Source organism: Actinokineospora auranticolor (genome assembly GCF_041897805.1).
Taxonomy (GTDB): Bacteria; Actinomycetota; Actinomycetes; order Mycobacteriales; family Pseudonocardiaceae; genus Actinokineospora; species Actinokineospora auranticolor.
Genome location: NZ_CP154825.1, coordinates 7,743,515 through 7,768,977, shown reverse-complemented (window position 1 = coordinate 7,768,977; position 25,463 = coordinate 7,743,515). Strand labels below are relative to the sequence as shown.

Here is a 25,463-nt window from a genome sequence, read left to right as displayed (position 1 = left end):
CCTTGGTCGACCACCCCACCGAGAACAAGATCATCGGCAACCCGGTGGGCCCGGTGGTCCAAGCGGGCACGGTGGTCCTCACCACCCGACCCCCGTCCCGGCTGGAGGCCGCCCGCACCGAACTGGCCACCCTCGTCGCCGACCAGTGGCGCCGCGAAGCGGTCCGCCGCGGCCTCGACGACGTCACGGGCATCCCGATCCACTGGACTCCCTCAACCCCGCTCGGTGCTGACTGGGTGGCTGCCTTCCGCGCCGCCCCGCGCAAGCGCTGGGCCGTGCTGGGCGACGCGGGCACCGGCAAGACCTCGTTCGCCATCCAGTTCCTGCTCGCCCACCTCGCCCGCCGCGTGGACACCGACCCCGTACCGGTCCTGCTGCCGATCGCGGGCTGGAACCCGGAAACCCACCCCGACGTGCGTTCCTGGGTTGTCGACCAACTCGCCCGCACCTACGCCAAGAGCGCGCGACTCACCCCCGCCCTGCTCGCCGAGCTGGTCGCGGACAGGCACGTCTTCGTCATCTACGACGGTGTGGACGAACTGCGGCCGGCACTGCGCCGCCGAGCGCTGGCCGAACTCGCCCGCACCCACTCGTCGGCCGACCCGCTGCTGATCTGCTGCCGCACCGCCGACTTCCCCGACGCGGGCCGCGCTCTCGGCCCCCTGGTCACCATCCAGCCGGAACCCCTCACCCGCGCCGACGCCATCACCTACCTGCGCGGCATCCTCGGTACCCCCACCGACCCGTGGCGGCACTGCCTCGACGACCTGCGCTCCGGCCGCGCCCGGGGCCTCGCCGACCTGGCCCGCACCGCCTTCGGCCTCTGGCTGATCGGGGTGGCCGCCACCGATCCAGCGACCGACCCCGAGCGCCTCGCGAACACCCCGGATGAGGTGTCCACCCGATCCGCACTGCTCGACCTCGCGATCCCGGCGCTGGTCCGGCGCGGCGCACCCGACCGCGGCCGATCCGCCTGGCACCGCTTCCTGCGCCGCCGCGCCGCCCCACCCTCCACGACCCGTCGCGAGTACCACCCCGACCAGGTCACGGCCTGGCTAAGCGCAGTGGCCCGCCGGATGAACGCGGGCCACGCCTTCGCGTGGTGGGAGTTGGCCGCGGACGTCGACCGGACCCGCTCCAGCCGCCGGGTCGCCCTGGGCTTCGCGGTGAGCCTCGGCCTGCTCGGGCTGGCGGTGGGCTTGGGCTTCACGGTCCTCGCGGGAGCGGGGACGACGGAATTGGTGCTGGGTGTCCCGTTGTCCACCACCTGCGGAGCGGTGATGGGCCTGGTGATGGCGAGGGAGAGCCGGGCGGGGGAGTTCGACCGACCGCGGTACCTCGACACCAGCAAGCTGGACAAGGTCAACAAGACGGTGGGGACCGTGTTGTTCACCGCGACGATCGGTGTGCTCTACGTGATCACCGGGAGCGTGGCGTTGGTTGCGAGCGCTGCCATCGGAAGCGGGTCCGTCGCCGTCTTCTCGCTCTACGCGTGGTTGGACACGCCCGCGACCCAGCACGGGCCCGCGACCCCGATCGCCACGTGGTCGGCTGATCGCGGGATGAGCCTGTTCCGCTTGGCTGTGGGCGTCGGCGGGCTGGCGGCCCTCGCGGCCTACCTCGCCACGACGGTCACGCCAGGCAGCTCGTGGCTCGGCGCGGTGCTGTACGTGTTGAAGGTGGGGGTTGTGTGGGGAAGTTTCATCGCACCCCGGGGGGCGCGCGCGTGGTTCGCGTACAAGCTCGCCACCACCCGGCTCGCCATGGCCGGTGAGCTGCCCGGCGCGCTCGTGGCATTCCTCGACGACGCCCACCGCATGGGGCTACTGCGCGCCGTGGGGCCCGTCTACGAGTTCCGGCACGAGTTCCTCCGCCTGCACCTGGCCCGAGGGCGGGGACCAGGCGAACCCCCGCCCGGTCCCCGGCCGGTCACAGCTCCAGGCCCGACAGGACCATGATCTGCTCCTCGGTGAAGTCGTCCATGGCGGACTTCAGTCCCTCGCGGCCGGTGCCGGAGCCCTTCACGCCGCCGTAGGGCATCTGGTCCGCGCGGTACGACGGGACGTCGCCGATGACCACGCCGCCGACCTCCAGTTCCGCTGACGCGCGGAAGGCGATCTGCAGGTCGCGGGTGAACACGCCCGCCTGCAGGCCGTAGTCGGTGCCGTTGGCGATCTCGAAGGCCTCGTCCACGCTGTCGACCACGGTCACCACCAGCACCGGGCCGAACACCTCCTCGCACGACACCTTCGCCGACGCGGCCACGCCGGACAGGACCGTCGGCGCCACCGTCGCGCCCGTGCGGGTGCCGCCGGTCAGCAGGGTCGCGCCCGCGCCCACCGCCTCGTCGATCCAGTCCGCGACGCGCTCGGCGTTGCGCTCGTCGATCAGCGGGCCGACGTCGACCGACGGGTCGTGCGGGTCGCCGGTCTTGAGCGCCTCGACCGCGGTCACCAGCTTCGGGATGAACTCGTCGGCCAGCGAGCGGTGCACCACGACCCGCTGGACCGAGATGCAGGACTGGCCCGCCTGGTAGTTGCCGAAGGTGGCGATCCGGGTCGCCGCGAAGTCCAGATCCGTCCAGTCCGGACACAGGATCGCCGCGCTGTTGCTGCCCAGCTCCATCACCACGTGCTTGCGCGGGGCCGCCGCCGAGATGCCGTGGCCGACACCGGTCGACCCGGTGAACGAGATGACCGGCAGCCGCGGGTCCTCGATCAGCGTGGACATCGCCGAGCCGCGCACCGGCAGCACCGAGAACGCGCCCTCGGGCAGGTCGGTCTCGGCCAGGATCTCGCCGAGCAGCAGCGCCGAGAGCGGGGTCGCCGACGCGGGCTTGACGATCACCGGGGCGCCCACCGCCAGCGCCGGGGCGACCTTGTGCGCGACCAGGTTCAGCGGGAAGTTGAACGGCGCCACCGCCAGCACCGGACCGCGCGGGCGGCGGCGGATCAGACCCAGCCGACCCTCACCCGCGACGTCGGTGTCGAGCCGCTGGAGCTCACCGATGTGCCTGCGCGCCTCCTCGGCGGCGAAGCGGAAGACCGACACCGCGCGCCCGACCTCGGCGGTGGACCACTTCAGCGGCTTGCCGTTCTCCGCGGTGATCGTCTCGGCGATCTCCTCCTTGCGCTCGGCCAGCGTCAGCGACACGTGCTCGAGCGCGCTCGCCCGCAGGTGCGCCGGGGCGGACCGGAACGGCTTGGCCGCGGCGGCCGCCGCGGCGATGGCGTCCTCCACGTCCGCCGCCGTCGGCACCGACACCGTCGCCACGTCCGTGCCGTCGTACGGGTGGCGCACGTCGATGGTATCTACGCTGGTCCGCGGTCTGCCCGCCACCCAGAAGGGCCGCGGCTTGGCGACGATGGCCTCCTGGCCCGGCAATGGTTCATCGGTCATGGCTCAACGGTATGCCCGCTCCGGCCGAGAAGCTTGGCCAAGAAGGCCCCGGGTTAGGATGTGGGGGCTGACCGACGATGGTGACTAGGGTTCCGCCGCGGGTGAACATGAACGCGGGTCTGGTTCGAGCGTCACGGAAAGCCCGCGCGGACAGGCGAGCGGGCAGGCATCTCCGGGAGAGAAACCCAGGGAGGGACCGGTCGGCGCACGGTGCTGGGCACCGGTGCGCCGGGTCCGGAAACAGCCCTCGGCGTCCCCGTGGTCCGCAACACCCAGATGAGGTTCGACGATGACCGACACGCAGCGCCCCGTCCTCGTGGTGGACTACGGCGCGCAGTACGCCCAGCTCATCGCCCGCCGGGTGCGCGAGGCGCAGGTCTACTCCGAGGTCGTCCCGCACACGACGAGCGTTGCGGACATGCTGGCCAAGGACCCGGCCGCGATCGTGCTCTCCGGCGGCCCGGCCAGCGTCTACGCCGACGGCGCCCCCGCGGTCGACCCGGCCCTGTTCGACGCCGGTGTCCCCGTGTTCGGCATCTGCTACGGCTTCCAGGCCATGGCCCTGGCCCTCGGCGGCACGGTCGAGCACACCGGCACCCGCGAGTACGGCCGCACCGACCTCAGCCCCGCTGAGGGCGTCCTGCACGACGACCTGCCCGCCCGGCACCCGGTGTGGATGAGCCACGGCGACTGCGTCACCAAGGCACCCGAGGGCTTCACCGTCACCGCGACCAGCGAGGGCGCCCCGGTCGCGGCCTTCGAGGACACCGCGCGCCGGTTCGCGGGCGTGCAGTACCACCCCGAGGTGCACCACTCGCCGCACGGCCAGGAGGTGCTGCGCCGCTTCCTGCACGACGTGGCGGGCATCCGTCCGCAGTGGACCACCGCGTCGATTGTCGACGAGCAGGTCGCGCGGATCCGCGCGCAGGTCGGCGACGGCCGCGCGATCTGCGGCCTCTCCGGCGGCGTGGACTCCGCGGTCGCCGCCGCGCTCGTCCAGCGCGCCATCGGCGACCGGCTGACCTGCGTGTTCGTCGACCACGGCCTGCTGCGCTCCGGCGAGCGCGCCCAGGTCGAGCGCGACTACGTCAGCGCCACCGGCGTCCGCCTGGTCACCGTGGACGCCCGCGAGCGCTTCCTCGGCGCGCTGGCCGGGGTCACCGACCCCGAGCAGAAGCGCAAGATCATCGGCCGGGAGTTCATCCGGGTGTTCGAACAGGCCGAACTGGACCTGCAGGCCGAGGCGGGCGGCGACAAGTACCGCTTCCTCGTGCAGGGCACGCTCTACCCGGACGTGGTCGAGTCCGGTGGCGGCACCGGCGCCGCGAACATCAAGAGCCACCACAACGTCGGCGGCCTGCCGGACGACCTGGAGTTCGACCTCGTCGAGCCGCTGCGCGCGCTGTTCAAGGACGAGGTGCGCCGGGTCGGCGCGGAGCTGGGCCTGCCGGAGACGATCGTGCACCGCCAGCCGTTCCCCGGCCCCGGCCTGGGCATCCGGATCATCGGCGAGGTCACCGCGGACCGCCTGGAGACGCTGCGCGCGGCCGACGCGATCGCCCGCGAGGAGCTGACCGCGGCGGGCCTCGACCGCGACATCTGGCAGTGCCCGGTGGTGCTGCTCGCCGACGTCCGCAGCGTCGGGGTCCAAGGGGACGGTCGCACCTACGGCCACCCGGTGGTGCTGCGCCCGGTGTCCAGTGAGGACGCCATGACGGCCGACTGGACCCGGCTGCCCTACGACGTGCTGGAGCGGGTGTCCACCCGGATCACCAACGAGGTCCCGGAGGTCAACCGGGTCGTGCTCGACGTGACCAGCAAGCCGCCGGGCACCATTGAGTGGGAATAGCGACGAAAACGGCCCGGTCACCAGGTGACCGGGCCGTTTCGGCGTGTGAGTGGTGGTGGGGCTACTTCCGCTTCCCCTTGTTGCGCAACGAGGAGCCGAGCAGCAGCAGGCCGACGAGCACCGCGCCGCCCGCGAAGATCCAGCGCAGGTCCAGCTGCGGGAACCACAGCCGCCCGTCGCTGAGCACGTAGCCCGAGGCGAACAGGGTCAGCAGGCCCAGCACCAGGGTGATCGGGTCCAGCCGCCGCGAGGTCTGCCGGTTGTCAGCCACGGTTCACCGCCAAGCTCCCAGCTCCTGCCTCGACCTGCAGGAAGATCTTCAGTCCGCCCGGACCGTCCGGGCCGTTGTCGGTCAGGGTGGTCGACTTGTTCACGCCGTCCAGGTTGTCGTGCAGGCAGGTGATCTCACCGACCTTGCTCTCGCAGGACACCTCGACGTCGGCGTTCGCGGGCACGGTCACCGTGATCTCGCCCGCCCCGACCGAGGCCGACGTGCGGATCGACCCGGTGCCGGGCAGGTCGGACAGGTCCAGGGCGATGTTGCCGACCGACAGCGAGTAGTCCGGCTTCACCTGGTCCAGCGTCGTCGGGTGGGCGGTGAGCTCGCCGACGCCGCCGTGCGCGCCGTTCGGCCAGAACGTGGTCATCGCGACGCCGACCGCGGCCAGCGGCACGGCGAGCCCGATCAGGCCCCGGCCACCGCGGACGAACGAACCGGCCACCATGCCCAAGCCCAGGATGCCCAGCACGATCCCGATCACGTGCGGGACGCTGAGCCAGGCCGCTCCGTGCGACTCGGCCAGCACCGCCCCACCGATGGTCAGCAGCGACACCGCCACCGCGATCGGGCCCACCTTGGAGCGCCTGCGCGGCTCCGGCGGCTCGGGCTCGTAGTCGGGCACCAGCGAGCGGCCCGGCTCGGGCAGGTCCCAGGCGAACGGCGCCGCGCCCAGCGGGTCCCACGCGGGGGGCTCGGTGCGGAAACCGTCCTCGTCCACCGCGGGCTTCGGCACCTCCGCGGTCGCGTCCGCCGGGGCCCCGGCGGGGGTCTCGGTGGTGCTCGTCGGCATGGTCACCGGGGCCCCCTGGGGCGTCGGGTAGGGCTGGTACGGCGGGGGCACCGGCGGGCCGTGCTGCACCGGCACCCACATCGGCACCGGTCCCGCCTCGACGGGCGCCGGGCCGGTCGGCACGACACCCTGGTCGCGGCGGCCGCGGTGCAGCAGGAACACCAGCCCACCCACGATCGCCAGCCCGAGCCAGCCGTTGAAGGCGTGGTCGAACAGGAAGCTGAACGAGCCGAGCACGCCGAGGCACAGCAGCAGCGCGAACGGCGTCGAGCTGGAGCTGCGGCCCCGGCCCACCAGTCCCTCGGCGGGCGAGACCTCGTCGTCCTCAGCCGCGAAGAACAGCCAGCCGAGCAGGTAGAAGACGACGCCCGCGCCGCCGTAGAAGGTGGCGACCGCGAACGCCACGCGGATGATGACCGGGTCGAGCCCGTACCGGTTGGCGATGCCCGCCGCGACGCCCGCCACCTTGCGGCCGTACCTCGGCCGCCGTGGGCGGGTCGCCCAGAAGTCCTTGAGCGTGTCCTCCACGCCGGCGCCGTGCGCCTGGTTCGATGTGCCACTCACGTTGATGAGGATCGCTCCCCGACACCGCTCACGACATCGGGGAACGACCCTGACTTTGCGTTCAGGGTCCAACCCCGATGTGGCGCGGCGGCCCCCGTGTGAGCATTCTTGTCGTGGAAGCAGCTGTCCAGGAACGCCGGACCGCGGAGACGGACCCCATGTCGAGCCCGAGCGCGAGCCAGAGCACCGCGGTGGCCGAGCCCGCCGCGCCGCGCCTGCGCAGGCGCAGGCAGGGCCGCGCCATCGCGGGGGTCGCGGGCGGCCTCGCCGACCACGTCGGCGTGCCCGTCCTCTACGTCCGGGTCGCCTTCGCCGTGCTCTCCGCGCTCGGCGGCGCGGGGGCGATGGCCTACGGGCTGCTCTGGATCTTCGCCGCGCAGGCGTCGACCGACGACCCGGCCCCCGAGGTGTCCGCGCGCGAGCGCCAGCAGGCGTTCGGCCTGATCGCGCTGGGTGCCGGGCTGACCATCGGGGCGGGCACCCTCTCCGGCACGGTCAACGGCTGGTTCGCCGGGTCCATCGGCGTCACCCTGGTCGGCGCGGCCCTGGTCTGGCGCGAGGCCGACCAGTCGCAGCGCCGCCGGGTCAAGGGCGCCCTGCTCGGCGGCGGTGGCCGCTCCGCGCTGGTCCGGGTGCTCAGCGGCGGCGCGCTGGTGGTCACCGGCATCGTCATGGTGCTGATCAGCAGCATGGGCCTGGACCAGGTCCAGTTCACCCTGCTCGCGGTGGTCGCCGCGCTGGTCGGCGTGGCCATGCTGACCGTGCCGTGGTGGCTGCGCATGGTCCGCGACCTGGGTGACGAGCGGCGCGCCCGGATCCGCACCGAGGAGCGCGCCGAGATCGCCGCGCACCTGCACGACTCCGTGCTGCAGACGCTGGCGCTGATCCAGAAGCAGGCCGACGCCCCGCGCGAGGTGCTGCGGCTGGCCCGCGGCCAGGAGCGGCAGCTGCGCAGCTGGCTCTACGGCCCCGCGGGCTACGGCGGCGTCGGGGGCGCGGCGGGCGGCTCGCTGGCCGAGGCGCTGGCCCGGGCCTCCGGCGAGGTCGAGGACACCTTCGCGATCAAGGTCCAGCACGTCGTGGTCGGCGACTGCGAGCTCGACGCCAAGCTCACCGCCGTGGTGATGGCCGCCAGGGAGGCGATGGTCAACGCGGCCAAGCACGCCGGGGTCGCCGAGGTCTCGGTGTACGCCGAGGTCGAGCCGGAGACGGTCACGGTGTTCGTGCGCGACCGCGGCAAGGGCTTCGACCCCGAGGAGGTGCCGGAGGACCGGCACGGCCTGGCCGACTCGATCCGGGGTCGGATGGAGCGCAACGGCGGCGAGATCAAGCTGCGCACCGCGCCGGGGGACGGGACCGAGGTACAGCTGCACATGCCACGTGCGAAAGTGGCCGCATGAGCGAGCAAGCAGGCGAGCCGGAGGGCACCCCGGCCGAGAAGCGCCCGGTCCGGGTGTACCTGGTCGACGACCACAGCATGTTCCGCGCGGGCGTGCGCGCCGAACTGGACACGCTCACCGACGCCATCGAGGTCGTCGGCGAGGCGGGCACCGTGGGGGAGGCGGTGGCGGGCATCGGCCACCTGCGCCCCGACGTGGTGCTGCTCGACGTGCACATGCCCGACGGCGGCGGCGCCGAGGTGCTGCGCCAGTCGCGCAAGCCGCACCCCGAGGTGGTGTTCCTGGCGCTGTCGGTCTCCGACGCGGCCGAAGACGTCATCGCGGTCATCCGGGCCGGTGCCCGCGGCTACGTCACCAAGACGATCTCCAGCCAGGAGCTGGTCACGGCGGTGCTGCGGGTGTCCGAGGGCGACGCGGTGTTCTCGCCGCGGCTGGCGGGCTTCGTCCTCGACGCGTTCGCCGACCGGCCGGGCGCGGCCCCGATCAACGACCCCGAGCTGGACCTGCTGACCCCGCGCGAGCGGGACGTGCTGCGTTTACTGGCCCGCGGCTACGCCTACAAGGAGATCGCCTCGGAGCTGTTCATCTCGGTCAAGACCGTGGAGACGCACGTGTCCAGCGTCCTGCGCAAGACCCAGCTGTCCAACCGCTACGAGCTGTCCCGCTGGGCCTCCGACCGCAGGCTGGTCTGAGCTCGGCTCACCCCGCCGGGCTGGTCCAGCGGCTCACGCCGCCTTGGTGAGCACGCCGGTCGGGTCCTCGGCCACGACCGGCGACGGCGTGCGCCGCTGCCAGCGCGTCATGCCGACGCCGATGAGCACGACGACCATGCCGACGATCACCCGGGCGTTGATGCCCTCGTCGAGGAAGATGGCGCCGAGCAGCACCGACACGACCGGCAGCAGGTAGCCGACGGTGGTGGCGTTGGTCGCGCCCTCGTCGGCGATCAGCCGGTAGTTGATGGCGAAGGCGAACCCGGTGCCGAACACGCCCAGCACGCCGATCGCGATCAGCACGGTCGCGTTCAGGTGCACGGTCTGCAGACCGCTGACCGGCACCGCGACGGCGCTGAGCCCGGTCGCGGTGATCAGCTGCGCGGCGGACAGCGCGATCGGCGCGGTGCCGCGCCCGGCCAGGGTGCGGCCGATGTAGGTGTAGCTGACCGCGTAGCTCGCCGCGGCCGCGAGGATCGTCAGCGAGCCCCAGCTGGCCAGCCCGGCCTGCGCCCACGGCGCGAAGATCAGCAGGGTGCCCGCGAAGCCGAGCAGCAGCCCGCCGAGGCGCACCGGCTTGAGGCCGCGCTCGGTGCCGATCAGGATGCCGATGAGCAGCGCCCACAGCGGGGTGGTGGCGTTGAGCACCCCGGCCACGCCGGAGGAGACGGTCTGCTCGCCGACCGCGAACAGCGCGAACGGGATGGCGTTGCCGAACAGCGCGGCGACCACCAGGTGCCCCCAGGTGCGCCGGTCGCGCGGCAGCCGGTTGCGGCCGAGGTAGCAGAGCGTGACGACCACGACGGCGCCCAGCGCGCACCGGGCGACCGTGATCTGCACCGGGCTCAGCCCGGGGAGCGCCAGCTTGATCCACAGGAAGCTGGAACCCCAGAGCAGGGCGAGGATGCCCATCCGGACCAGCGTCCCCCGGTTCCCACTGATCACGGCCGTTCCTCCATCTCGGTGGTCTTCTGCCACTCACTCTCACCCGGCGCTACCTCAAGAACAAGTGAAATGTCCTTGAGGGACCATTAAGCTCAGCTACATGCTCGACGTCCGTCGCCTCCAGGTCCTGCGCGCCGTGGTCACCAGCGGCTCGATCACGGCCGCGGCGACCAACCTCGGCTACACGCCGTCGGCCATCAGCCAGCAGATCGCCGCCCTGGAGCGCGAGGCGGGCACCTCCCTGCTCGAACGCGTCGGCCGCGGCGTCCAGCCGACGGCGGCCGGGCTGCTGCTCACCGAGCACGCCGCCATCATCGGCAAGCACCTGGCCGAAGCTGAGACGGCGCTCGCCGACCTGCGCGCGGGGCGCACCGGCCGGATCGCCATCCGCTGCTTCGCCACCGCGGGCGCGGCCCTGGTGCCCCCGGCCCTGGCCCGGTTGCGCGCCGAGCACCCCGGTGTCCAGGTCGACCTCAAGCTGTTCGACCCGGAGGACCCGCTGCCGGAGGTGGTGGAAGGACGGGCCGACCTGGCCATCGTGGCCCGCTCACGGGACGTGATCCCGGACGGCATCCAGATGACCCACCTGCTCGACGACCCCTACCGGGTCGTCCTGCCCAAGGGCCACCGCCTCGCCGCGAAACGGGTCATCGACCTGGCCGACCTGGCCGAGGAACCCTGGGTCAACGAGTGGACCTCGGCCCCCTGCCGCCAGATCGTCTACGACGCCTGCGCGTCGGCGGGCTTCACGCCGAACGTGGTCGTGGAGAGCGAGGACTACACGAACTCGCAGGGCTTCGTCGCCGCGGGCCTGGGCATCAGCCTGATCCCGATGATGGGGCTGGGCAACCGGCACCCGGGGGTGGTCGTCCGCAAGGTCCGCCGCCCCGAACCGGCCCGCGCCATCCACGCCGCCGTCCGCGTCGCGTCCCTCGGCCAACCCGCCCTGGTGTTCCTCCTGGCCGCCCTCCGCGACGCCGCCGCGGCCCAGCTGGACGGCTGAGCAGCCACCGGTTCCGCGCTATTCCTCGCCGGGATCGCCTTGGAATCGCATCGGCAAGAACACCTTGGTGCGTTCGATGTTTCCGTGTTGCTCAACGGGTCCTCCCAGCTCAGGACCGCGTATTCGACTTGTGCCCGCTGGTGTCCATGACATCAGTCCGACGCCTGTCCAAGTGGACGTCCATCAGGGTGTCCTGGGTTCGGGACGCGGAGGGTGGTCGGCGGAGGCCGACCGGGGCTGGGTCGGAAGACGGTTCCGGGTCAGCCGTTCTGGGCGCGGGTGTAGCTGTCGATCTTGAGCTTGCCGTCCTGCTCGGCGAAGGTGAACGAGTAGGACTCGACGCTGGTCTCGCCCTTCTTCGTGACGAACTTGATCTTCGCCGCGACCTTGTCGTCCTTGGCCTTGGCCTCGGTCACCTCCACCGACTCCTGCCGCTTGTAGAAGTTCTCGAAGTCCTCGTAGCTCTTCGAGGCTTCCTGCGCCCGCGAGGTCAGCAGCTGCCACGCGGCAGGCGGGTTCGCGGGCAGCAGCTGGTAGTAGTTGCGCAGCGCGGCCTCGTAGTCATCCGGCGAGGGCTTGTCGTCGTCGGTCGTGGTGACCGCGGTCGTCGACGACGTGGTGGTCGGCGTCGTGGACTTCTTCGTCGTGGTGGTCGGCTTCGCGGACGTGGTGGTCTGCGGTGCCGCCGCGGTGGTCGTCGTCGACGGGTCGCCGCCGCCTGCCTGGGTGGAGTCCTTGGTCACCAGGCTGGCCACCAGGATGCCCAGCAGCGCGGCGGCCACGATCGCCAGCACGGTCAGCATGATCGACCGCGCGTCGCGCTTCTTCTTCGGCTCCGGCTGCGGCGGCGGGCGGCGGACGCCCTTCGCGGGCGTGTGGCTCATCCCGCCCGTCGGCTGGCGCGTCCCACCCGCGGGTGTGCGCATGCCCCCGGCGGGCGTCGGCGGGCCGAACCCGCCCGGCGGCGTGCCGGTGTAGCCCTGCGGCGGCATCCCGGGCCGCGGCGGGGTCTTGGGGCCGCTCTCGGCGAACGGGTTCATGTCCAGCCGCGTGCCCGGCTGCTGGGGGCGCGGCGGCGGGAGCGGGGCGGGCACCGTGCGCTGGTCCAGCACGGACGGCAGCGGCTTGCCCGCCGCGACCGCGGCCAGCGCCTCCTTCGCCGCGGTCATCGACGGCCGCTCCAGCGGATCGGCCCGCAGCAGCTGCATCAGCAGCGCGGTCAGCGGGCCCGCCTGCCGCGGCGGCGTCACCTTCCCGGCCGCCACCGCGTACAGCAGCGCCAGGGTGTTCTCGCTCAGCCCGAACGGCGAGTGCCCCTCGACGGCCGTGTACAGCGTCGACCCGAGGGAGAACACGTCCGCCGCGGGCGTCGGGGCCTCGCCCTTGGCCACCTCGGGCGCCAGGTACGCCGGGGTGCCCGCCAGCATGCCCGTCGCGGTGACGGTGATGTCGCCGGTGGCCCGGGAGATGCCGAAGTCGGTGATCTTGACCGTGCCGTCGTCGCCGAGCAGCACGTTCGCGGGCTTGACGTCGCGGTGCACGATCCCGGCCGCGTGCGCGGCGACCAGGGCGGCGGCCACCTGCGTACCGATCCGGGCGGCCTCGACCGGCGGCAGCACCTCGCGCTCGTTGAGCACCGCCGCCAGGCTCTTGGACGGCAGGTACTCCATGATCAGCCATGGCTCGTTCTCGTGCTCGGCCACGTCGTAGACGGTGATCGCGTTGGGGTGCGCCAGCCGGGCCGCGATCCGGCCCTCGCGCATCGCCCGCTGCCTGCCCTCCTCGGCCTGGTCCGCGGTGAGCCCGGGCTGGGACAGCAGCTGCTTGACCGCCACCGTCCGGTGCAGCCGCTCGTCGCGGGCCTGCCACACCACGCCCATCGCCCCGCTGCCGATGCGCGCGCCGAGCCGGTAGCGCCCGGCCACCAAGGTCTGCTCGCTGGTCATCGCTACTCCCGGCTTACTGGACGGGCGTCGCCGACGCGCTCGGCACACCCGTGGTCGTGGTCGTCGGTGCCACCGTGGTCGTCGTGGTGGGCGGCACCGTGGTGGTCGTCGTCTCCGCCGTGGTCGTGGTCGTCGGTGCCACCGTGGTCGTGGTGGTGGGCGGCACCGTAGTCGTGGGCTGGTTGGGCGGCGGCACCGCGGTCCGCGTGGTGGGCGCGGTGCTCTCCGGGCGCTCGGCGGTGGTGGTGGGTCGCACGAACGCGGTGGTCGTGGTGTCGGCCGGACCGGACGGGCCCTGCGGTTTCGCGTCGGTGTCCCGGTTGAAGATCATGATCGCGCCCGCGGCCAGGATCGCGGCCAACCCCACGCCCGCGACCACCAACGGCACCCGCGAGCGCGGTGGCAGCGGTTGTCGCGGTGGCGCGGTGCCCACCCGACTGCCGCCGCCGACCACGGTGGTCCGCGCGGCCGGGTTGGACGGCGTCGGGTCCGCGCCCGGCGCGGCGACCAGCCGGGTGTGCGCCTCGGCGACCGCGACCGGCACCGGCGGCACGTTCGGGTCCTCGCCGCGGGCCACCGCGTTGAGCATGTCCCGCGCCTTGGCGGTGGACGGCCGGTCCTCCGCCGTCGCGGCCAGCAGCGCCACCAACACGTCGGTCAGCGGGCCGGAGCGCTCCGGCGGGTTGATCTTGCCCGCGGCCACCGCGTGCAGCAGGGCCAGGGTGTTGTCGCTGAGCCCGAACGGCGGCTCGCCCTCGGTCGCGGCGTAGAGCGTGGAGCCGAGGGAGAACACGTCCGAGGCCGCGGACGGGTCGCGCCCGACGGCGACCTCGGGGGCCAGGTAGGCCGGGGTGCCCGCGATGAGCCCGGTCTTGGTGACCGTCACGTCGTCGGTGGCCCGGGAGATGCCGAAGTCGGTGATCTTCACCGAGCCGTCGTCGCCGAGCAGGATGTTGCCCGGCTTGATGTCGCGGTGCACGATCCCGGCGGCGTGCGCGGCGGCCAGCGCCGCGGCCACCTGGGTGCCGATCCTGGCCGTCTCGACCGGGTCCAGCGGCCCGCGCTCGGCGAGCGCGATGGCCAGGCTGACCGACGGCAGGTACTCCATGATCAGGCAGGGCACGCCGTCCTCGTCGACCACGTCGAAGACCGCGATGGCGTTCGGGTGGTGCAGCCGCGCGGCGATGCGCCCCTCGCGCATGCAGCGGGCGACGGCCTCTTCCGCCTCGTCCTCGGGCAGCCCCGGCGACAGCAGCAGCTTCTTCACCGCGACGGGCCGGTTCAGGCGCTCGTCCACGCCCTGCCAGACCACGCCCATGGCGCCGCTGCCGATCCGCCGCTCCAGCCGGTAGCGCCCGGCGACCAGCCGGCCATCGTCGCTCATCCCGACCGGAACCTCCCCTGCCCGCGTCAGGTGGTCGCGGGCATCGTCTAGGCGCACACCCCAGTCCGGCGCCTCGGTGACGCCGTGCTCTGGCCCGGGGTTGGCCGACCGTTCCAGGCTAGGCGTTCACTCAGTGCGCATGAACGCAAGTCCCACTTGTGCGGGCCCGGCCTGGCAACGGCTACATACTGTCACAATCGTCCCCCAATCGGGGGTCGGTCGAACTAGTCGCGGACTCCGGCGCGGTTCAGTCCAGTTGCGCGGAGACCAACTCCGCGCCGACGATGCGTTGCGGAGCGCTCACCGTCACCTTCAGTAGCTGCTGTACCCGCAAGTGGGCGCCGTCACCCAGGTGGATCCGGACCACCGCGAGCACCCCGTCCGGCCGCTCCACCACGTCCAGCACCTGGATCCAGCGCACCGTCTGCCACGAGCCGACGAACTCCGCCAGCGTGGTGCCCAGCCGCTCGCCCGCGACCAGGTCGAACGCGAGCCGCGGGTTGACCTCGACCAGGTGGTAGTACTCCAGCACCAGCTCCCGGCTGGAGGTGACCCCGCGCTCGGGCACCCGGGAGGACCCGGCCGGGCTGGTGTCGCTGTCCGAGCCGCGGCGGTGCCCGCTCGGGAGGGTCTGCTTGACCGCGCGCATCGACGAGTCCGGCCGCGTGTCCGGCGTCACGTTCCCGAACGCCGACCCGGTGGCGGGCACGTCCAGCAGCTGGGACGGTACGAACACCGTCGACGAGGTCACCGTGCGGTCCAGCTCGTGCGGCAGCAGCGCCTGTTCGCCGGTGATCTGCAGCGGGGCCCGCTCGGCACCCGCCGCGGCCTGGTTCGTCCGGTCCCGCGACACCACGGTCGCGGTGACGATCGCGCCGCACAGCGTGACCACGGCCACGCCGAGGCCCGCGAGCTTGGCCGCGTGCGCCACCCGCGAGCGGTCCGCGGGCACCGCCGCGGTCGCCTGCCGGGCCTCGCCGGGCTCCTCGGGTACCCAGGGCGCCTCGGTGGGTTCGGGGTCGATCCGGGGCAGGGTCTCGGTGGGCTCCGCGCACACCCGTTCCGGCTGGGGCGTTGCCGCTGCCGCAACGGGTGGGGTCGTGGTCGCGGGTTGCCTTCGGATCAGCTCGGCGACACGTACCGAGCCGGAGCGCACCCGCCGCCTGCCGGTCGTCGGACGATCCACTGCCGCTTTCCTCCGCCTGAGTCGCGCAACGGGGCAACTCGTACCGTGCTGCCGGGGGCCCACACCACTCTTTCTCGGCTCATCACCCGATCGAGGCGATGGATGGCGACGAGATTCACCTGAAAAGAGCAACATGTGCCATCGGCGGTGGCCGATATCCGCCGGGGCGGGTGCGATCGGCGCAACACGGCGGGTCAGGTGGTCCATCACGTCCGCCCACCTTGGTCATCACCCCGGTGGTCTCACGCGCACATCATTCACCACGCGGACGGCGAAGAGAATCCCCGCGCGGTGAGAATCGCGGCATTGGTATGGCCCCGCGCGCCGATCGGGTGATCGGCGCGGTCCGGCCTGGTCAGGGCGTCGCCCGCTCCGCGCTGATCCGCGGGTCGGCGCCGAAGGTGAAGGTCAGCTCGCGTTCCTCGGTGGTCACCGAGCCGTCCCGGCGGACCAGCCTCAGCAGCGCCTTGGTCCGCGCCCGGCTCGGGTCGACCACGATCCGCACCACGTCGACCCGCACCACGTCGGCGTAGTGGCGGCGCAGCTGCTCCTGGCCCTCGCGGCGCAGGTGCCCGGTGGTCAGCGCGTAGGCCGCGCCCGGGTCGCCCGGCATGGCCCGGTAGAAGGCCTCGGTCCGGTCACCCATCGTGTTCGGGTCGTTGGGCGGGACCACCAGCATCGGCGTCACGACGGTGCTGCGCGGCGCCGCGGTGACCTGGGGGGCGGGCACCGACCCACCGTTGAAGTAGTCACCCGGTCCAGCGGCCGCCACCCGGGTGGTGGTCACGGGGGAACCGTCCGCGGACGACTCGCTCGTCTGGTCGCCGTCCCCGGCGTCCGGGCCGGGGGACTCGGGCGCCGAGGTCGGCGCGGGCGCCCCGCTGCTCGGCGCCCCGCCGGGGCGCGGGGCGGCGGACGGGGTCCCGCCCTGGCCGTCGACCAGCGGCTCCGGCAGCCTGCTCGGCATCCCCGGCAGGCCGGGCAGCGCGTCGATCACGTCCGGCCTGCGCGGCCCGGTCATCAGCGTGACCGCCGCGTACGTCAGGCCGAACACCACCAGGATCGCCGAGGCCACCGCGAACCACGCGGCCCGCCGCCACGAGACCGGCGGGGTCACCGAGGCCGGGATGGTGCCCAGGTCGAACTTGGCCAGCCCGGTCGCGGGCCCGTCCACGTGCACGGTCGGGCCGACCACGGGCAGCACGTCGGTGTCGCCCGCCGCGCGCGCGGCGCCCTCCAGCGAGTGCGCGCCACCGCGCCGGGCGCGCCGCGGCCGCCCGTCCACCCGGTGCCTGCCCTGGTCGTCGGCCCCCGGGAACTCGGGGTCGGGGGAACTGGCCATCTGCTCCGGACTCCTCCTCCTGCGCGGCGGGCGCCTGGTCGGCGGGCTGGTCAAGCGGTGTCGACGAGCTGGAACTCCTCGGCCAGGCAGTCCCGCGGCAGGCCGTAGCGGGCCGCGGTGTCGGCGAAGTGGCCGCGCATCCCCGCCTCCAGGCCCGGGTTGCCGCCGACCTGGGACACGTGCGAGCGCAGCGCGGCCATCCGCCGGTCGAAGCGCTCGGTGATCTCCACCGCGTGGTTGCGCAGGTGCCGGGGCGCGTCGGCGATCCACAGCTCGCGCACGGTCCACGGCTCCAAGCCCTCCTCGCGCAGCAGCGCGGGGTGGGCGTTGGGGTTGCGCGCGTCCGGGTAGACCGCCGCGAAGGTGGCCGCGCCGGTCGCCCGGTGGTCGGGGTGCGCGGTGGGCACCATGTCCCAGTTGATCTCCGGCGACCAGGTCAGCACCCGGTCCGGCCGGAACCGGCGGATGACCCGGGTGATGTCGCGGCGCAGCGCGATGCTCGGCTCGACCGAGCCGTCCGGGTGGTCCAGGAAGGTGATCCCGCCGACGCCCAGCACGTCGGCCGCGGCCCGCTGCTCGGCCCGCCTGGTCGCGGCCACCTCGGCGGGCGGGCGGGAACCGTCACCGCTGGCCTCGCCCGAGGTGACCAGGCAGTAGGCGACCTCGATCCCGGCGTCGACCCAGCCCGCGACGGTGCCGGAGGCCCCGAAGTCGACGTCGTCGGGGTGCGCGCAGACCACGAGGGCCCGCCGCACGTCATCACGGGGAGTCGCACCGATCACGCGGAGAAGAGTAAGCGTTTCCGACCGGTTCGTACGCCCGAGCACGTTTATCGCGCGCAAACCACACTTTGGCGTGAAACCGCCACGCCGGATTCCCCGCTGGGTGCACCGGTCGCCGCGCGCCGGTGCGCTTCCCGCGCCCTACCGGTTGCCGCGGTAGCGCTCCACGGTCTTGGACAGCGAGCTGCCCGCGACCGCGCCGGAACCGGCGGCCAGCAGGATGGCCACGGTGTCGAGGAAGCCGCCGCCGCTGGTCAGCAGCAGGGCCAGCGCCGCACCGGCGGTGGTGACCCCGGCGACCGGCCAGCGACCGCGCACGTACTCGGCGACCGGGTTGCCGCTGACCCCCCGCTTGCGCGCCGCGGAGTTCAGCAGGGCCAGGTAGGCGGTGTGGCCGAGGGCGGCTACCAGGGCGACGACGGCGACGAGGACCGCGATGAGATCGAACATGCCCCAAGTCTGCCGGACGCGGGGCCACCCGTGATGGGGGAGAACCCGGAGTCGACCCTGGTCCGCGCGCCGCCACCCGCCGCGCCCCGGCGGTGGGCCGGGGCGGTCGGCGGTCGCGGGCTAGCGGCCGAGCTGGCCGCGGCCCAGGTCCAGCAGGGCCATGGCCAGCATCCGGCCCGCCGGGCCCAGCTCGCGGTAGCGGGCCAGCACGTCCATCTCGCGGTTGACCACGATCCGCGGCCCGCCCGCGGCCATCCGCGCGGCGCCGATCGTGCGGGAGACCTCCGCGCGGCGTTTGACCAGCCGCAGGATCTCCTGGTCGAGCACGTCGATCTCCTTGCGCAGCTCGGCGACCTCTTCGGGGGCGGGCAGCTCGAGACCCGCCTTGGTGTCCTCGGCGGTCGCGTTCTCGGTGGTCTGGCCTTGGGTGATCGGGCTCATCGTCATCCTCGCCTGGTTCTCGCGCCTGGTCCCCTGGTCCCCGTGAAGCGGCGAAGCCCCGGGGTCCGAGGACTCCGGGGCTTCGCTGTGGGTTCTTGACCTACGCCGCTGTAGGCGAGTCCACGGGAGCCGGAGTCCGGGTCCCGTAAAAAAACTCGTAGCAGCGCAGCACGCCCCGAGTCTGGCACAAACCGGCCGTGGCAGTCGAGTGCGTCAAGCGTGACCTGCATCCGGATTGTCGGTGCCCCCCGGTACCGTGGACGCCACGATGGAAGCTCTCTTCGACCTCCCCGCCGACCTGCCCGCCGAGCCCCCCGCGCGGGACCCCGCGCCGCATGCGGTTCCACACGGCGCCGCCGCGCTCGTGGCCGACCTCAACGACGCGCAGCGCCGGGCCGTGGAGCACGCCGGTACCCCGTTGCTGGTGGTCGCGGGCGCGGGCTCGGGCAAGACCCGCGTCCTCACCCGGCGCATCGCCTACCTGCTGGCCCAGCGGCACGTGCACCCCGGCCAGGTCATGGCCATCACCTTCACCAACAAGGCCGCGGCCGAGATGCGGGAGCGGGTCGCCGAGCTGGTCGGCCGCCGGGCCAACGCCATGTGGGTGTCGACCTTCCACTCGATGTGCGTGCGGGTGCTGCGCCGCGAGGCCAAGGCCCTGGGCATGACCTCCAGCTTCTCCATCTACGACGCCGACGACTCGCGCAGGCTGATCACCCTGGTCGCGCGCGACCTCGACCTCGACCCGAAGCGGTACCCGGCGCGCACCCTCTCGATCCACATCTCGAACCTGAAGAACGAGCTGCTCGACGCCGAGACTGCCGCGCAGAACGCGGGCAACGACCTCGAGCGCCGCGTCGCCGAGGTCTACGGGGAGTACCAGCGCCGCCTCGGCGAGGCGAACGCGATGGACTTCGACGACCTGATCATGCGCACGGTCGAGCTGCTGCAGGTCTTCCCGGACGTGGCGGAGTACTACCACCGGCGGTTCCGGCACGTGCTGGTCGACGAGTACCAGGACACCAACCACGCCCAGTACACCCTGGTCCGGGAGCTGGTCGGCAAGGGCACGGACGGCCTGCCGCCCGCCGAGCTGTGCGTGGTCGGCGACGCGGACCAGTCCATCTACGCCTTCCGCGGCGCGACCATCCGCAACATCGTCGAGTTCGAGCGCGACTACCCGGACGCCACCACGGTGCTGCTGGAGCAGAACTACCGCTCCACGCAGAACATCCTCACCGCGGCCAACGCGGTCATCGCCCGCAACACCGACCGCCGCGACAAGCGGCTGTGGACGGCCATGGGCGACGGCGAGAAGATCGTCGCCTACGTCGGCGACAACGAGCACGACGAGGCCAACTTCGTCGCGGGCGAGATCGACCGCCTGGTGGACAGCGGCGCGGCGAACAACAGCGACGTCGCCGTCTTCTACCGGACGAACAACCAGTCCCGCGTCTTCGAGGAGATCTTCATCCGGCTGGGCCTGCCCTACCGGGTGGTCGGCGGCGTCCGCTTCTACGAGCGCCGCGAGATCCGCGACGCGCTGGCCTACCTGCGCCTGCTGGCCAACCCCGACGACACGGTCAGCCTCCGCCGGGTGCTGAACGTGCCCAAGCGGGGCATCGGCGACCGCGCGGAGGCGTGCGTCGCCGCGTTCGCCGACCGCGAGCGGGTCTCCTTCGCCGCGGCCCTGCGCGCCGCCACCGAGGGCCGGGTGCCGATGCTGAACCCGCGCTCGCAGCGGGCCATCTCGGGCTTCGTCGAACTGGTCGACGGCCTCCGCCGGTTCGTCGAGGACGGGCAGGACGTCGCCGAGGTCCTCGACGCCGTGCTCGACCAGACCGGCTACCGCGCCGAACTCGAAGCCAGCGACGACCCGCAGGACGCGTCCCGGCTCGAGAACCTCAACGAGCTGATCACCGTCGCCCGCGAGTTCACCGAGCAGCCCGACGCCACCCCGGCCGACGACGCCCCGGGGGGCTCCGCCCCCATCGAGCCCACCGGCCCGGTGGCTGGTTCCCTGGACGCCTTCCTCGAACGCGTCTCCCTGGTCGCCGACGCCGACTCGATCCCCGACGCCGAGGACACCGGCGGTGTGGTCACCCTGATGACCCTGCACACCGCCAAGGGCCTCGAGTACCCGGTCGTCTTCGCGACGGGCTGGGAAGACGGCATCTTCCCCCACATGAGGGCCCTGAGCGACCCGGTGGAGCTGTCCGAAGAACGCCGCCTGGCGTACGTCGGCATCACCCGCGCCCGGGAACGCCTCTACCTCTCCCGAGCCCTGGTCCGCTCCGCCTGGGGCCAGCCCATGACCAACCCGGCCTCCCGCTTCTTCGACGAGATCCCCCCCGACCTCATCGACTGGCGCCGAGTCGGCCCGGAGCGCTCAAGCCCCACCCGGGCCACCACGTGGGGTGGCACCCGCTCCACCACCGCCACCCAGACGAACCGCCTGCGCTCGGCCCCGGGCAAGGGCTGGCAGGACACCCCGGCCCTGTCCCTGAACGTCGGCGACCGCGTCAACCATGACAAATACGGCCTGGGCACGGTGGTCGCCTCCGACGGCCAAGGCCCCCGTGCCACGGCCACCATCGACTTCGGCAGCTCGGGCACCATCCGCCTGATGCTGATCGGCAGCGTCCCGATGGTGAAGCTCTAACCCGATCCACAGACCGGGGCAGGCCGCGATTTGATCTTGCCTGCCCCGGCCATCCACATCCGCCGAAACCATCCACAGGATTTCGCGGCCCCTTCCGCACCACCCCACCGCCGATAGACTGGAGCAGGGCTGTCCCCCCAGAGGAGGGCGAGGGCTGCGCTCGATTCGGGCGGTGGGGTTCAAAAGGTCGTGGACCGGCCTGAACGCCGAGGGGCGAGCCGATGCCCACTCCCATGCTGAGGCCTGCCTTCATTGCTCGGCATCGGCACCAGATCCCAGCCCGTCATCTCCAAGGGCGCCTGATTTGGGCGACGTGGTGAACGGTCTGAGCGGCGATTCGCGTTGTGCCAACTGGTGGATTCGGCCTGCGCACCGCCCAAGCCGCGCTCGCCCACCCACCTCAGCCGCCCCCGCTACTTTCCCCACCCCGCCAAGCCGAACCCGCCGGCCCTCGACGTCTGCCAGCCCGACCTACCACTCAGTCCACCGCGCCCGTCTGAACTGCTCGATGGGTGTGGATTGTCTTTGTGTGGGGGGACGAGCCTGCCAAGCTCTCCCGCGGGTGGGGTGGCTTGCCCGCCCCACCGCAGGCTCGTAGGGGCCCCACACAAAGACAATTCACCCCATCGAGCAACGCTCGACAACTCGCGCCCAGACCACGAGAGAACCCCACCCCGCTGGAACGCCGAGCAACCGATCAATCGTCGATGGCCTGGTAGCTCGACGTGAGGAAGTCGGCGTAGACCTTGGGCCCGTCAGGCGACGTCCACGCCTGCTGCGTCAGCATGATCGCGACCAGATCCTCCGTCGGGTCCATCTGCGCCGTCGTACCCAGCCCACCGGTCCAGCCGAAGCGGCCGGGCACCATGTGGATGTCGGTGCGGCGGGTCACGACGCTCACCCCGAAGCCCCAGCCGGAGCTGTCGAAGAAACCGTCGCCCAGGCCCGCGCCCGCCTTCTGGGTGGGCAGCAGTTGGTCGGTGGTCATCGTGCGCACGGACAGCCGGGAGAGCAGGCGACCGTTCGGGCCTCGACCGTCGTCGAGCAGCATGCGGCCGAAGGTGAGGTAGTCGGCGGCCGTCGAGACCAGGCCGCCCCGGCCCGAGGCGAACGCGGGCGGGCTGCTCCACTGTCCCCCGACGGCGGGGTCGTACACGGTGAGCTGGTCGCCCTCCGTGGTGTACGCGGTGGCGAGTCGGTCGATCTTGTCCGCCGGTACGTGGAAGCCGGTGTCCACCATGCCCAGCGGCTCGAAGATCCGCTCGCGCAAGAACACATCGAACGGCTTGCCGGACGCCCGCGAGATCAGAATCCCCAGCACGTCATAAGCCGTGTCATACCACCATTTCTCGCCGGGCTGCGAGAGCAAAGGGACGGTCGCGAGTAGACTGATCCACTCGTCCTGGTCCGGTGTGGACGATGGCTGCGGCGGTCCGGGGGTGAGGCCGACCTCGGCAAGGGCGTCCTGGACGGGATAGGTGCCGGGCGGCGCCATGATGATCCCGTGCCCGAACGTGGAGTCCATCAGGTGGCGCACCGTGATCGGGCGCTCGGCCTGGACCGTCTCGTCCACCGGGCTGTCGAGCGCCCGGAGGACCCGCGGCTCCGCCAGTTCGGGCAGCAACTCGGCCACCGGGTCGTCCAGCCGGAGCCCGCACTCCTCCACGAGGATCATCGCCGCCACCGCGGCGACCGGCTTGGTCATCGAGGCGATCCGGAAGATTGTGTCCTCGGCCATCGCCGCGCCGCCGACCTCGCGGACGCCATGTGCGTGGACGTGGGTCTCGCCGCGCCTGCTGAGCAGGCCCACGATCCCGGGCACCGACCCGGACTCGACGTGCTCGGCCATCCGGGTGCGCCACCGGTCGAGCCGGGGCCGGGAGAGGTTGCTCACGGCTCCGAACCTAGCGCGGCCCCACGACAGCGCCCGGAATTGTCGTACCCCTGCTGTTGACTGTGCTCAGCGTCGGAAATGGCGCCTGACCTGGGGGTCGCTGAAGACTCGCGACTGGGGAAGCGACTGGGAGGTGGACACATGGACGACCGCGTGCGCCGGGCGCTGGACCTGGCCGTCGGGCTGCGCGCCGAAGCCGAGGGGGACTTCGCGGTGGGCGCGCCGAGCCGCTGTGCGGTGTCCTGCCGGTGCGTGGGGGCGCGCCCCTGCCTGGTGACCCGTGTGGGCGCGTTCGCGGGGGTGCGCGGCGCCGGAGCCGGGCCGCGCAGGACCAGGGCCGGTCCGGGCCGCTCCGCCCAGTGCACGGCGGGCCCGTCGGCCTGCGCGTGTAGTACCGCGCGCAACCAAATCGGGTGACGTGGGTTTACCGGGGGCCGATTTGGGTGAACTCTGGGGTCAGAACGAGATCCCGCGTGCGGCAAGCCACGGAAGGGGGTTCATCTTGCGTCCGCTGGTGTCCCAGATCTCGAAGTGCAGGTGCGGGCCGGTCGACTGGCCGCGGTTACCGATGTGCGCGATGAGCTGACCGGCCTTGACCTGCTGGCCCTCGCGCACCACGTAGTCGTTGACGTGGCCGTAGACCGAGACGGTGCCGTCCTCGTGCTGCACTCGCACCCACAGGCCGAACCCGCTGGCCGTGCCCGCCTCGATGACGGTGCCGTCGGCCACGGAGACGATCGGGGTGCCGATCCGGTTGGCGATGTCGATGCCGTAGTGCGTGACGCCCCAGCGGGCGCCGAAGCCCGAGGTGAAGGTGCCGACTGCGGGCTGCACGAACTTGGGCCGCGCGGCCTCTTCCTGCTTGGCCTTGAGCTGGGCGGCGCGGGCGTTGCGGGCCTCCGTGAGGCGCTGCGCCGTGGCGATCTTCTGGACCTCGGCCGAGCCGTCGGTCTCCTTGGAGAGGGTCAGCAGCTCGGGGGCCGCGGTGGTGCCACCGGTGTCACCACCGGAGCCCATCGACGCGGCGGCCTGCCGGACCCCGGCGAGCGGGGGCGCGACGTCGTCGGCGGCGGACGCACCGCCACTGGAGGCGGCCTGGATGGTCTGACCGGCGGCGGCAGCGGCGAAAGCGCCGACCGCGACCGCGGCGACCACGACCCGCCCACGCAGGGCGGAGGACGGGGGAGCGATCCGGTGCGCGCCCTTCACGCGGCGAGCACCGCGTTCGAGCGCTTCGTCCAGCGCGGCGAACTCGCGTTCACCACCGGTCGAGCGATGTCGGGACAAGACCCAGCCTTCCGCGTTCGGGGAGTTCGGTTCGAAACACCAGGCTCGCGGGGGACGAGCTTCGCGGTGCCGGACACCGGGCGGGGGACCCGGTTGGGAGGGCGGTGGAGCTTGGATGCCTTCCCTGTCCTATTCGTGACCGGACTGTGACAACGGACCCGGGGACAGTAACGGGGCGGCGGCGGGCAGGGCAACAGTCGTCACCCGATTCCGGTCGCGGGGGAATTTCGGGAAAGTGAACACCCTGGGGTTACTACGGAAAGTTAACCCGATGTCACACTCTTAGTGTGAGCTGTGTCTCGGTTCAATCGGCCATCCGGGTGGCAACTCGTTCGTGTCCGGCGCGTCACCCGCGCGGCCCCAGCCTTTCGCCCAGGTCACGGCTCTTCGTGAACCCACCGTTATCAACGGCATCACCCACACGCGCGTCTCCGTCCTCACGCATCACGGAGAAGTGGCGATCCTTCGGTCACGCACCGAAACCACCGCCACTCGTCCCGATCCGGACGACCAGGACGTCTCGGATGCCTCACCCCGCTCAGTGTCCCCACCGCCAACCAACCCGCCACGAGTCCACTCGCCACTCCGCGTGACCTGCGCCGACGTGAGCCTCCTGCGGCTCACGCCTGGTCGCACTGCGCCAGTCCGGCCGAAGCGCGCCCGCCGGCCACCTGCTCTCAAGCAGGCTCGCCCGACTCCGGTCACCCCGGAGTGGCGCGCGGGCCACACGCAAACGTCGCTCTCGCCTGCTTCGAATCTCTCGGTAGGGCTTACCTGCCCACCGGCTCCACCTGTACGGCCTATCTCCGGCCCGCTTTGCCCTACATCATCCGTTCTGGCTGCTTTATCGGGCGCTGCCCGTCTCTCGGCTCCTGAACCGCTGTGCCTGCGTCGCGCCGCTCTGCCTCGCCCGTTCCCGGCTCCGCCCCGTCCTTCGCCTGCCCGCCTCCGCCCCCGCCTCGCTGCCTCTCGCTCCGTCTCGTTCTGCCCGTTCTGTCCTTCCACTTCGTCTCACCCTGCTTGTCCTACTTGGCTGTTTCGTCTGGTCCGTCTCGCCCCGTCCTTTCCCTGCCCGCTCCTCGGGCCGCTCTGCCTGCTCGCCTCGCGCTGCTCTGCCTCGCCGCGCCCGGTTTCACCGCGCCCTTT

The 25,463-nt window shown here is 72.4% G+C and carries 20 protein-coding genes; 7 read left to right on the top strand and 13 right to left on the bottom strand.

Annotated features, from left to right (window positions below):
* Window positions 1–2 precede the first annotated feature (2 nt).
* Window positions 3–1,958 (top strand): NACHT domain-containing NTPase, encoded by a 1,956-nt coding sequence (locus tag V5P93_RS33870; protein WP_104478048.1) that lies wholly within the window; start codon window positions 3–5, stop codon window positions 1,956–1,958.
* Here V5P93_RS33870 and V5P93_RS33865 read toward each other — a convergent pair.
* Window positions 1,930–3,399, bottom strand: a complete 1,470-nt coding sequence (locus tag V5P93_RS33865; RefSeq protein WP_104478049.1) for an aldehyde dehydrogenase family protein — start codon at window positions 3,397–3,399, stop codon at window positions 1,930–1,932. The genes V5P93_RS33870 and V5P93_RS33865 overlap by 29 nt on opposite strands.
* A 289-nt stretch (window positions 3,400–3,688) precedes the next feature.
* Between V5P93_RS33865 and guaA the strand changes: the two genes are divergently transcribed.
* A complete protein-coding gene (gene guaA, locus V5P93_RS33860) occupies window positions 3,689–5,248 on the top strand; it encodes a glutamine-hydrolyzing GMP synthase (protein WP_104478050.1) in 1,560 nt (519 codons plus the stop codon).
* A 61-nt stretch (window positions 5,249–5,309) separates the two neighbouring features.
* On the opposite strand, the gene V5P93_RS33855 is transcribed toward guaA, so the two are convergent.
* Window positions 5,310–5,519 carry a hypothetical protein gene (locus V5P93_RS33855; protein WP_104478051.1) on the bottom strand — a complete coding sequence of 70 codons (210 nt, stop codon included), beginning with the start codon at window positions 5,517–5,519 and terminating at the stop codon, window positions 5,310–5,312.
* Complete coding sequence (locus V5P93_RS33850; RefSeq protein ID WP_104478052.1) at window positions 5,512–6,882, bottom strand: PspC domain-containing protein; 1,371 nt, start codon at window positions 6,880–6,882, stop codon at window positions 5,512–5,514. The genes V5P93_RS33855 and V5P93_RS33850 overlap by 8 nt, the downstream gene beginning before the upstream one ends.
* A 158-nt stretch (window positions 6,883–7,040) precedes the next feature.
* On the opposite strand from V5P93_RS33850, the gene V5P93_RS33845 reads away from it, so the two are divergent.
* Window positions 7,041–8,282, top strand: coding sequence for an ATP-binding protein (locus tag V5P93_RS33845; protein ID WP_104478053.1), 1,242 nt, complete (start codon window positions 7,041–7,043; stop codon window positions 8,280–8,282).
* Entirely contained in the window at window positions 8,279–8,974 is a 696-nt protein-coding gene (locus V5P93_RS33840; protein ID WP_104478054.1) for a response regulator transcription factor, read from the top strand. The genes V5P93_RS33845 and V5P93_RS33840 overlap by 4 nt, the downstream gene beginning before the upstream one ends.
* 33 nt (window positions 8,975–9,007) lie before the next feature.
* Here V5P93_RS33840 and V5P93_RS33835 read toward each other — a convergent pair whose 3' ends face one another.
* On the bottom strand, window positions 9,008–9,940 hold the full coding sequence (locus tag V5P93_RS33835; protein WP_374065121.1) for a DMT family transporter: 933 nt from the start codon (window positions 9,938–9,940) through the stop codon (window positions 9,008–9,010).
* Between the two features lie 100 nt (window positions 9,941–10,040).
* Between V5P93_RS33835 and V5P93_RS33830 the strand changes: the two genes are divergently transcribed.
* Window positions 10,041–10,943 (top strand): LysR family transcriptional regulator, encoded by a 903-nt coding sequence (locus tag V5P93_RS33830; RefSeq protein ID WP_104478055.1) that lies wholly within the window; start codon window positions 10,041–10,043, stop codon window positions 10,941–10,943.
* Between the two features lie 260 nt (window positions 10,944–11,203).
* On the opposite strand, the gene V5P93_RS33825 is transcribed toward V5P93_RS33830, so the two are convergent.
* From V5P93_RS33825 to V5P93_RS33795, 7 genes are all read right to left on the bottom strand, one after another.
* A complete protein-coding gene (locus tag V5P93_RS33825; protein WP_104478056.1) occupies window positions 11,204–12,889 on the bottom strand; it encodes a serine/threonine-protein kinase in 1,686 nt (561 codons plus the stop codon).
* Between the two features lie 13 nt (window positions 12,890–12,902).
* Window positions 12,903–14,273, bottom strand: a complete 1,371-nt coding sequence (locus V5P93_RS33820; RefSeq protein ID WP_104478057.1) for a serine/threonine-protein kinase — start codon at window positions 14,271–14,273, stop codon at window positions 12,903–12,905.
* A gap of 247 nt (window positions 14,274–14,520) precedes the next feature.
* Window positions 14,521–15,459: a hypothetical protein gene (locus V5P93_RS33815; RefSeq protein WP_146107957.1), complete on the bottom strand. Its 939-nt coding sequence runs from the start codon at window positions 15,457–15,459 to the stop codon at window positions 14,521–14,523.
* A gap of 355 nt (window positions 15,460–15,814) precedes the next feature.
* Window positions 15,815–16,801, bottom strand: coding sequence for a hypothetical protein (locus tag V5P93_RS33810; RefSeq protein WP_104478059.1), 987 nt, complete (start codon window positions 16,799–16,801; stop codon window positions 15,815–15,817).
* A gap of 50 nt (window positions 16,802–16,851) precedes the next feature.
* Entirely contained in the window at window positions 16,852–17,583 is a 732-nt protein-coding gene (locus V5P93_RS33805) for a PIG-L deacetylase family protein (protein ID WP_104478060.1), read from the bottom strand.
* A gap of 141 nt (window positions 17,584–17,724) precedes the next feature.
* Entirely contained in the window at window positions 17,725–18,033 is a 309-nt protein-coding gene (locus tag V5P93_RS33800) for a hypothetical protein (RefSeq protein WP_104478061.1), read from the bottom strand.
* 120 nt (window positions 18,034–18,153) lie between these two features.
* Window positions 18,154–18,480 carry a chorismate mutase gene (locus V5P93_RS33795; protein WP_374065120.1) on the bottom strand — a complete coding sequence of 109 codons (327 nt, stop codon included), beginning with the start codon at window positions 18,478–18,480 and terminating at the stop codon, window positions 18,154–18,156.
* A 262-nt stretch (window positions 18,481–18,742) separates the two neighbouring features.
* On the opposite strand from V5P93_RS33795, the gene pcrA reads away from it, so the two are divergent.
* Window positions 18,743–21,136: a DNA helicase PcrA gene (pcrA, locus tag V5P93_RS33790; protein WP_104478062.1), complete on the top strand. Its 2,394-nt coding sequence runs from the start codon at window positions 18,743–18,745 to the stop codon at window positions 21,134–21,136.
* 697 nt (window positions 21,137–21,833) lie between these two features.
* Here the strand turns inward: pcrA and V5P93_RS33785 are convergent.
* On the bottom strand, window positions 21,834–23,030 hold the full coding sequence (locus tag V5P93_RS33785; protein ID WP_219823924.1) for a serine hydrolase: 1,197 nt from the start codon (window positions 23,028–23,030) through the stop codon (window positions 21,834–21,836).
* Window positions 23,031–23,171: 141 nt separating this feature from the next.
* On the opposite strand from V5P93_RS33785, the gene V5P93_RS33780 reads away from it, so the two are divergent.
* Window positions 23,172–23,447 carry a hypothetical protein gene (locus V5P93_RS33780; RefSeq protein ID WP_104478063.1) on the top strand — a complete coding sequence of 92 codons (276 nt, stop codon included), beginning with the start codon at window positions 23,172–23,174 and terminating at the stop codon, window positions 23,445–23,447.
* Between the two features lie 39 nt (window positions 23,448–23,486).
* Here V5P93_RS33780 and V5P93_RS33775 read toward each other — a convergent pair whose 3' ends face one another.
* Entirely contained in the window at window positions 23,487–24,317 is an 831-nt protein-coding gene (locus V5P93_RS33775) for a M23 family metallopeptidase (RefSeq protein WP_104478064.1), read from the bottom strand.
* Between the last annotated feature and the right edge of the window lie 1,146 nt (window positions 24,318–25,463).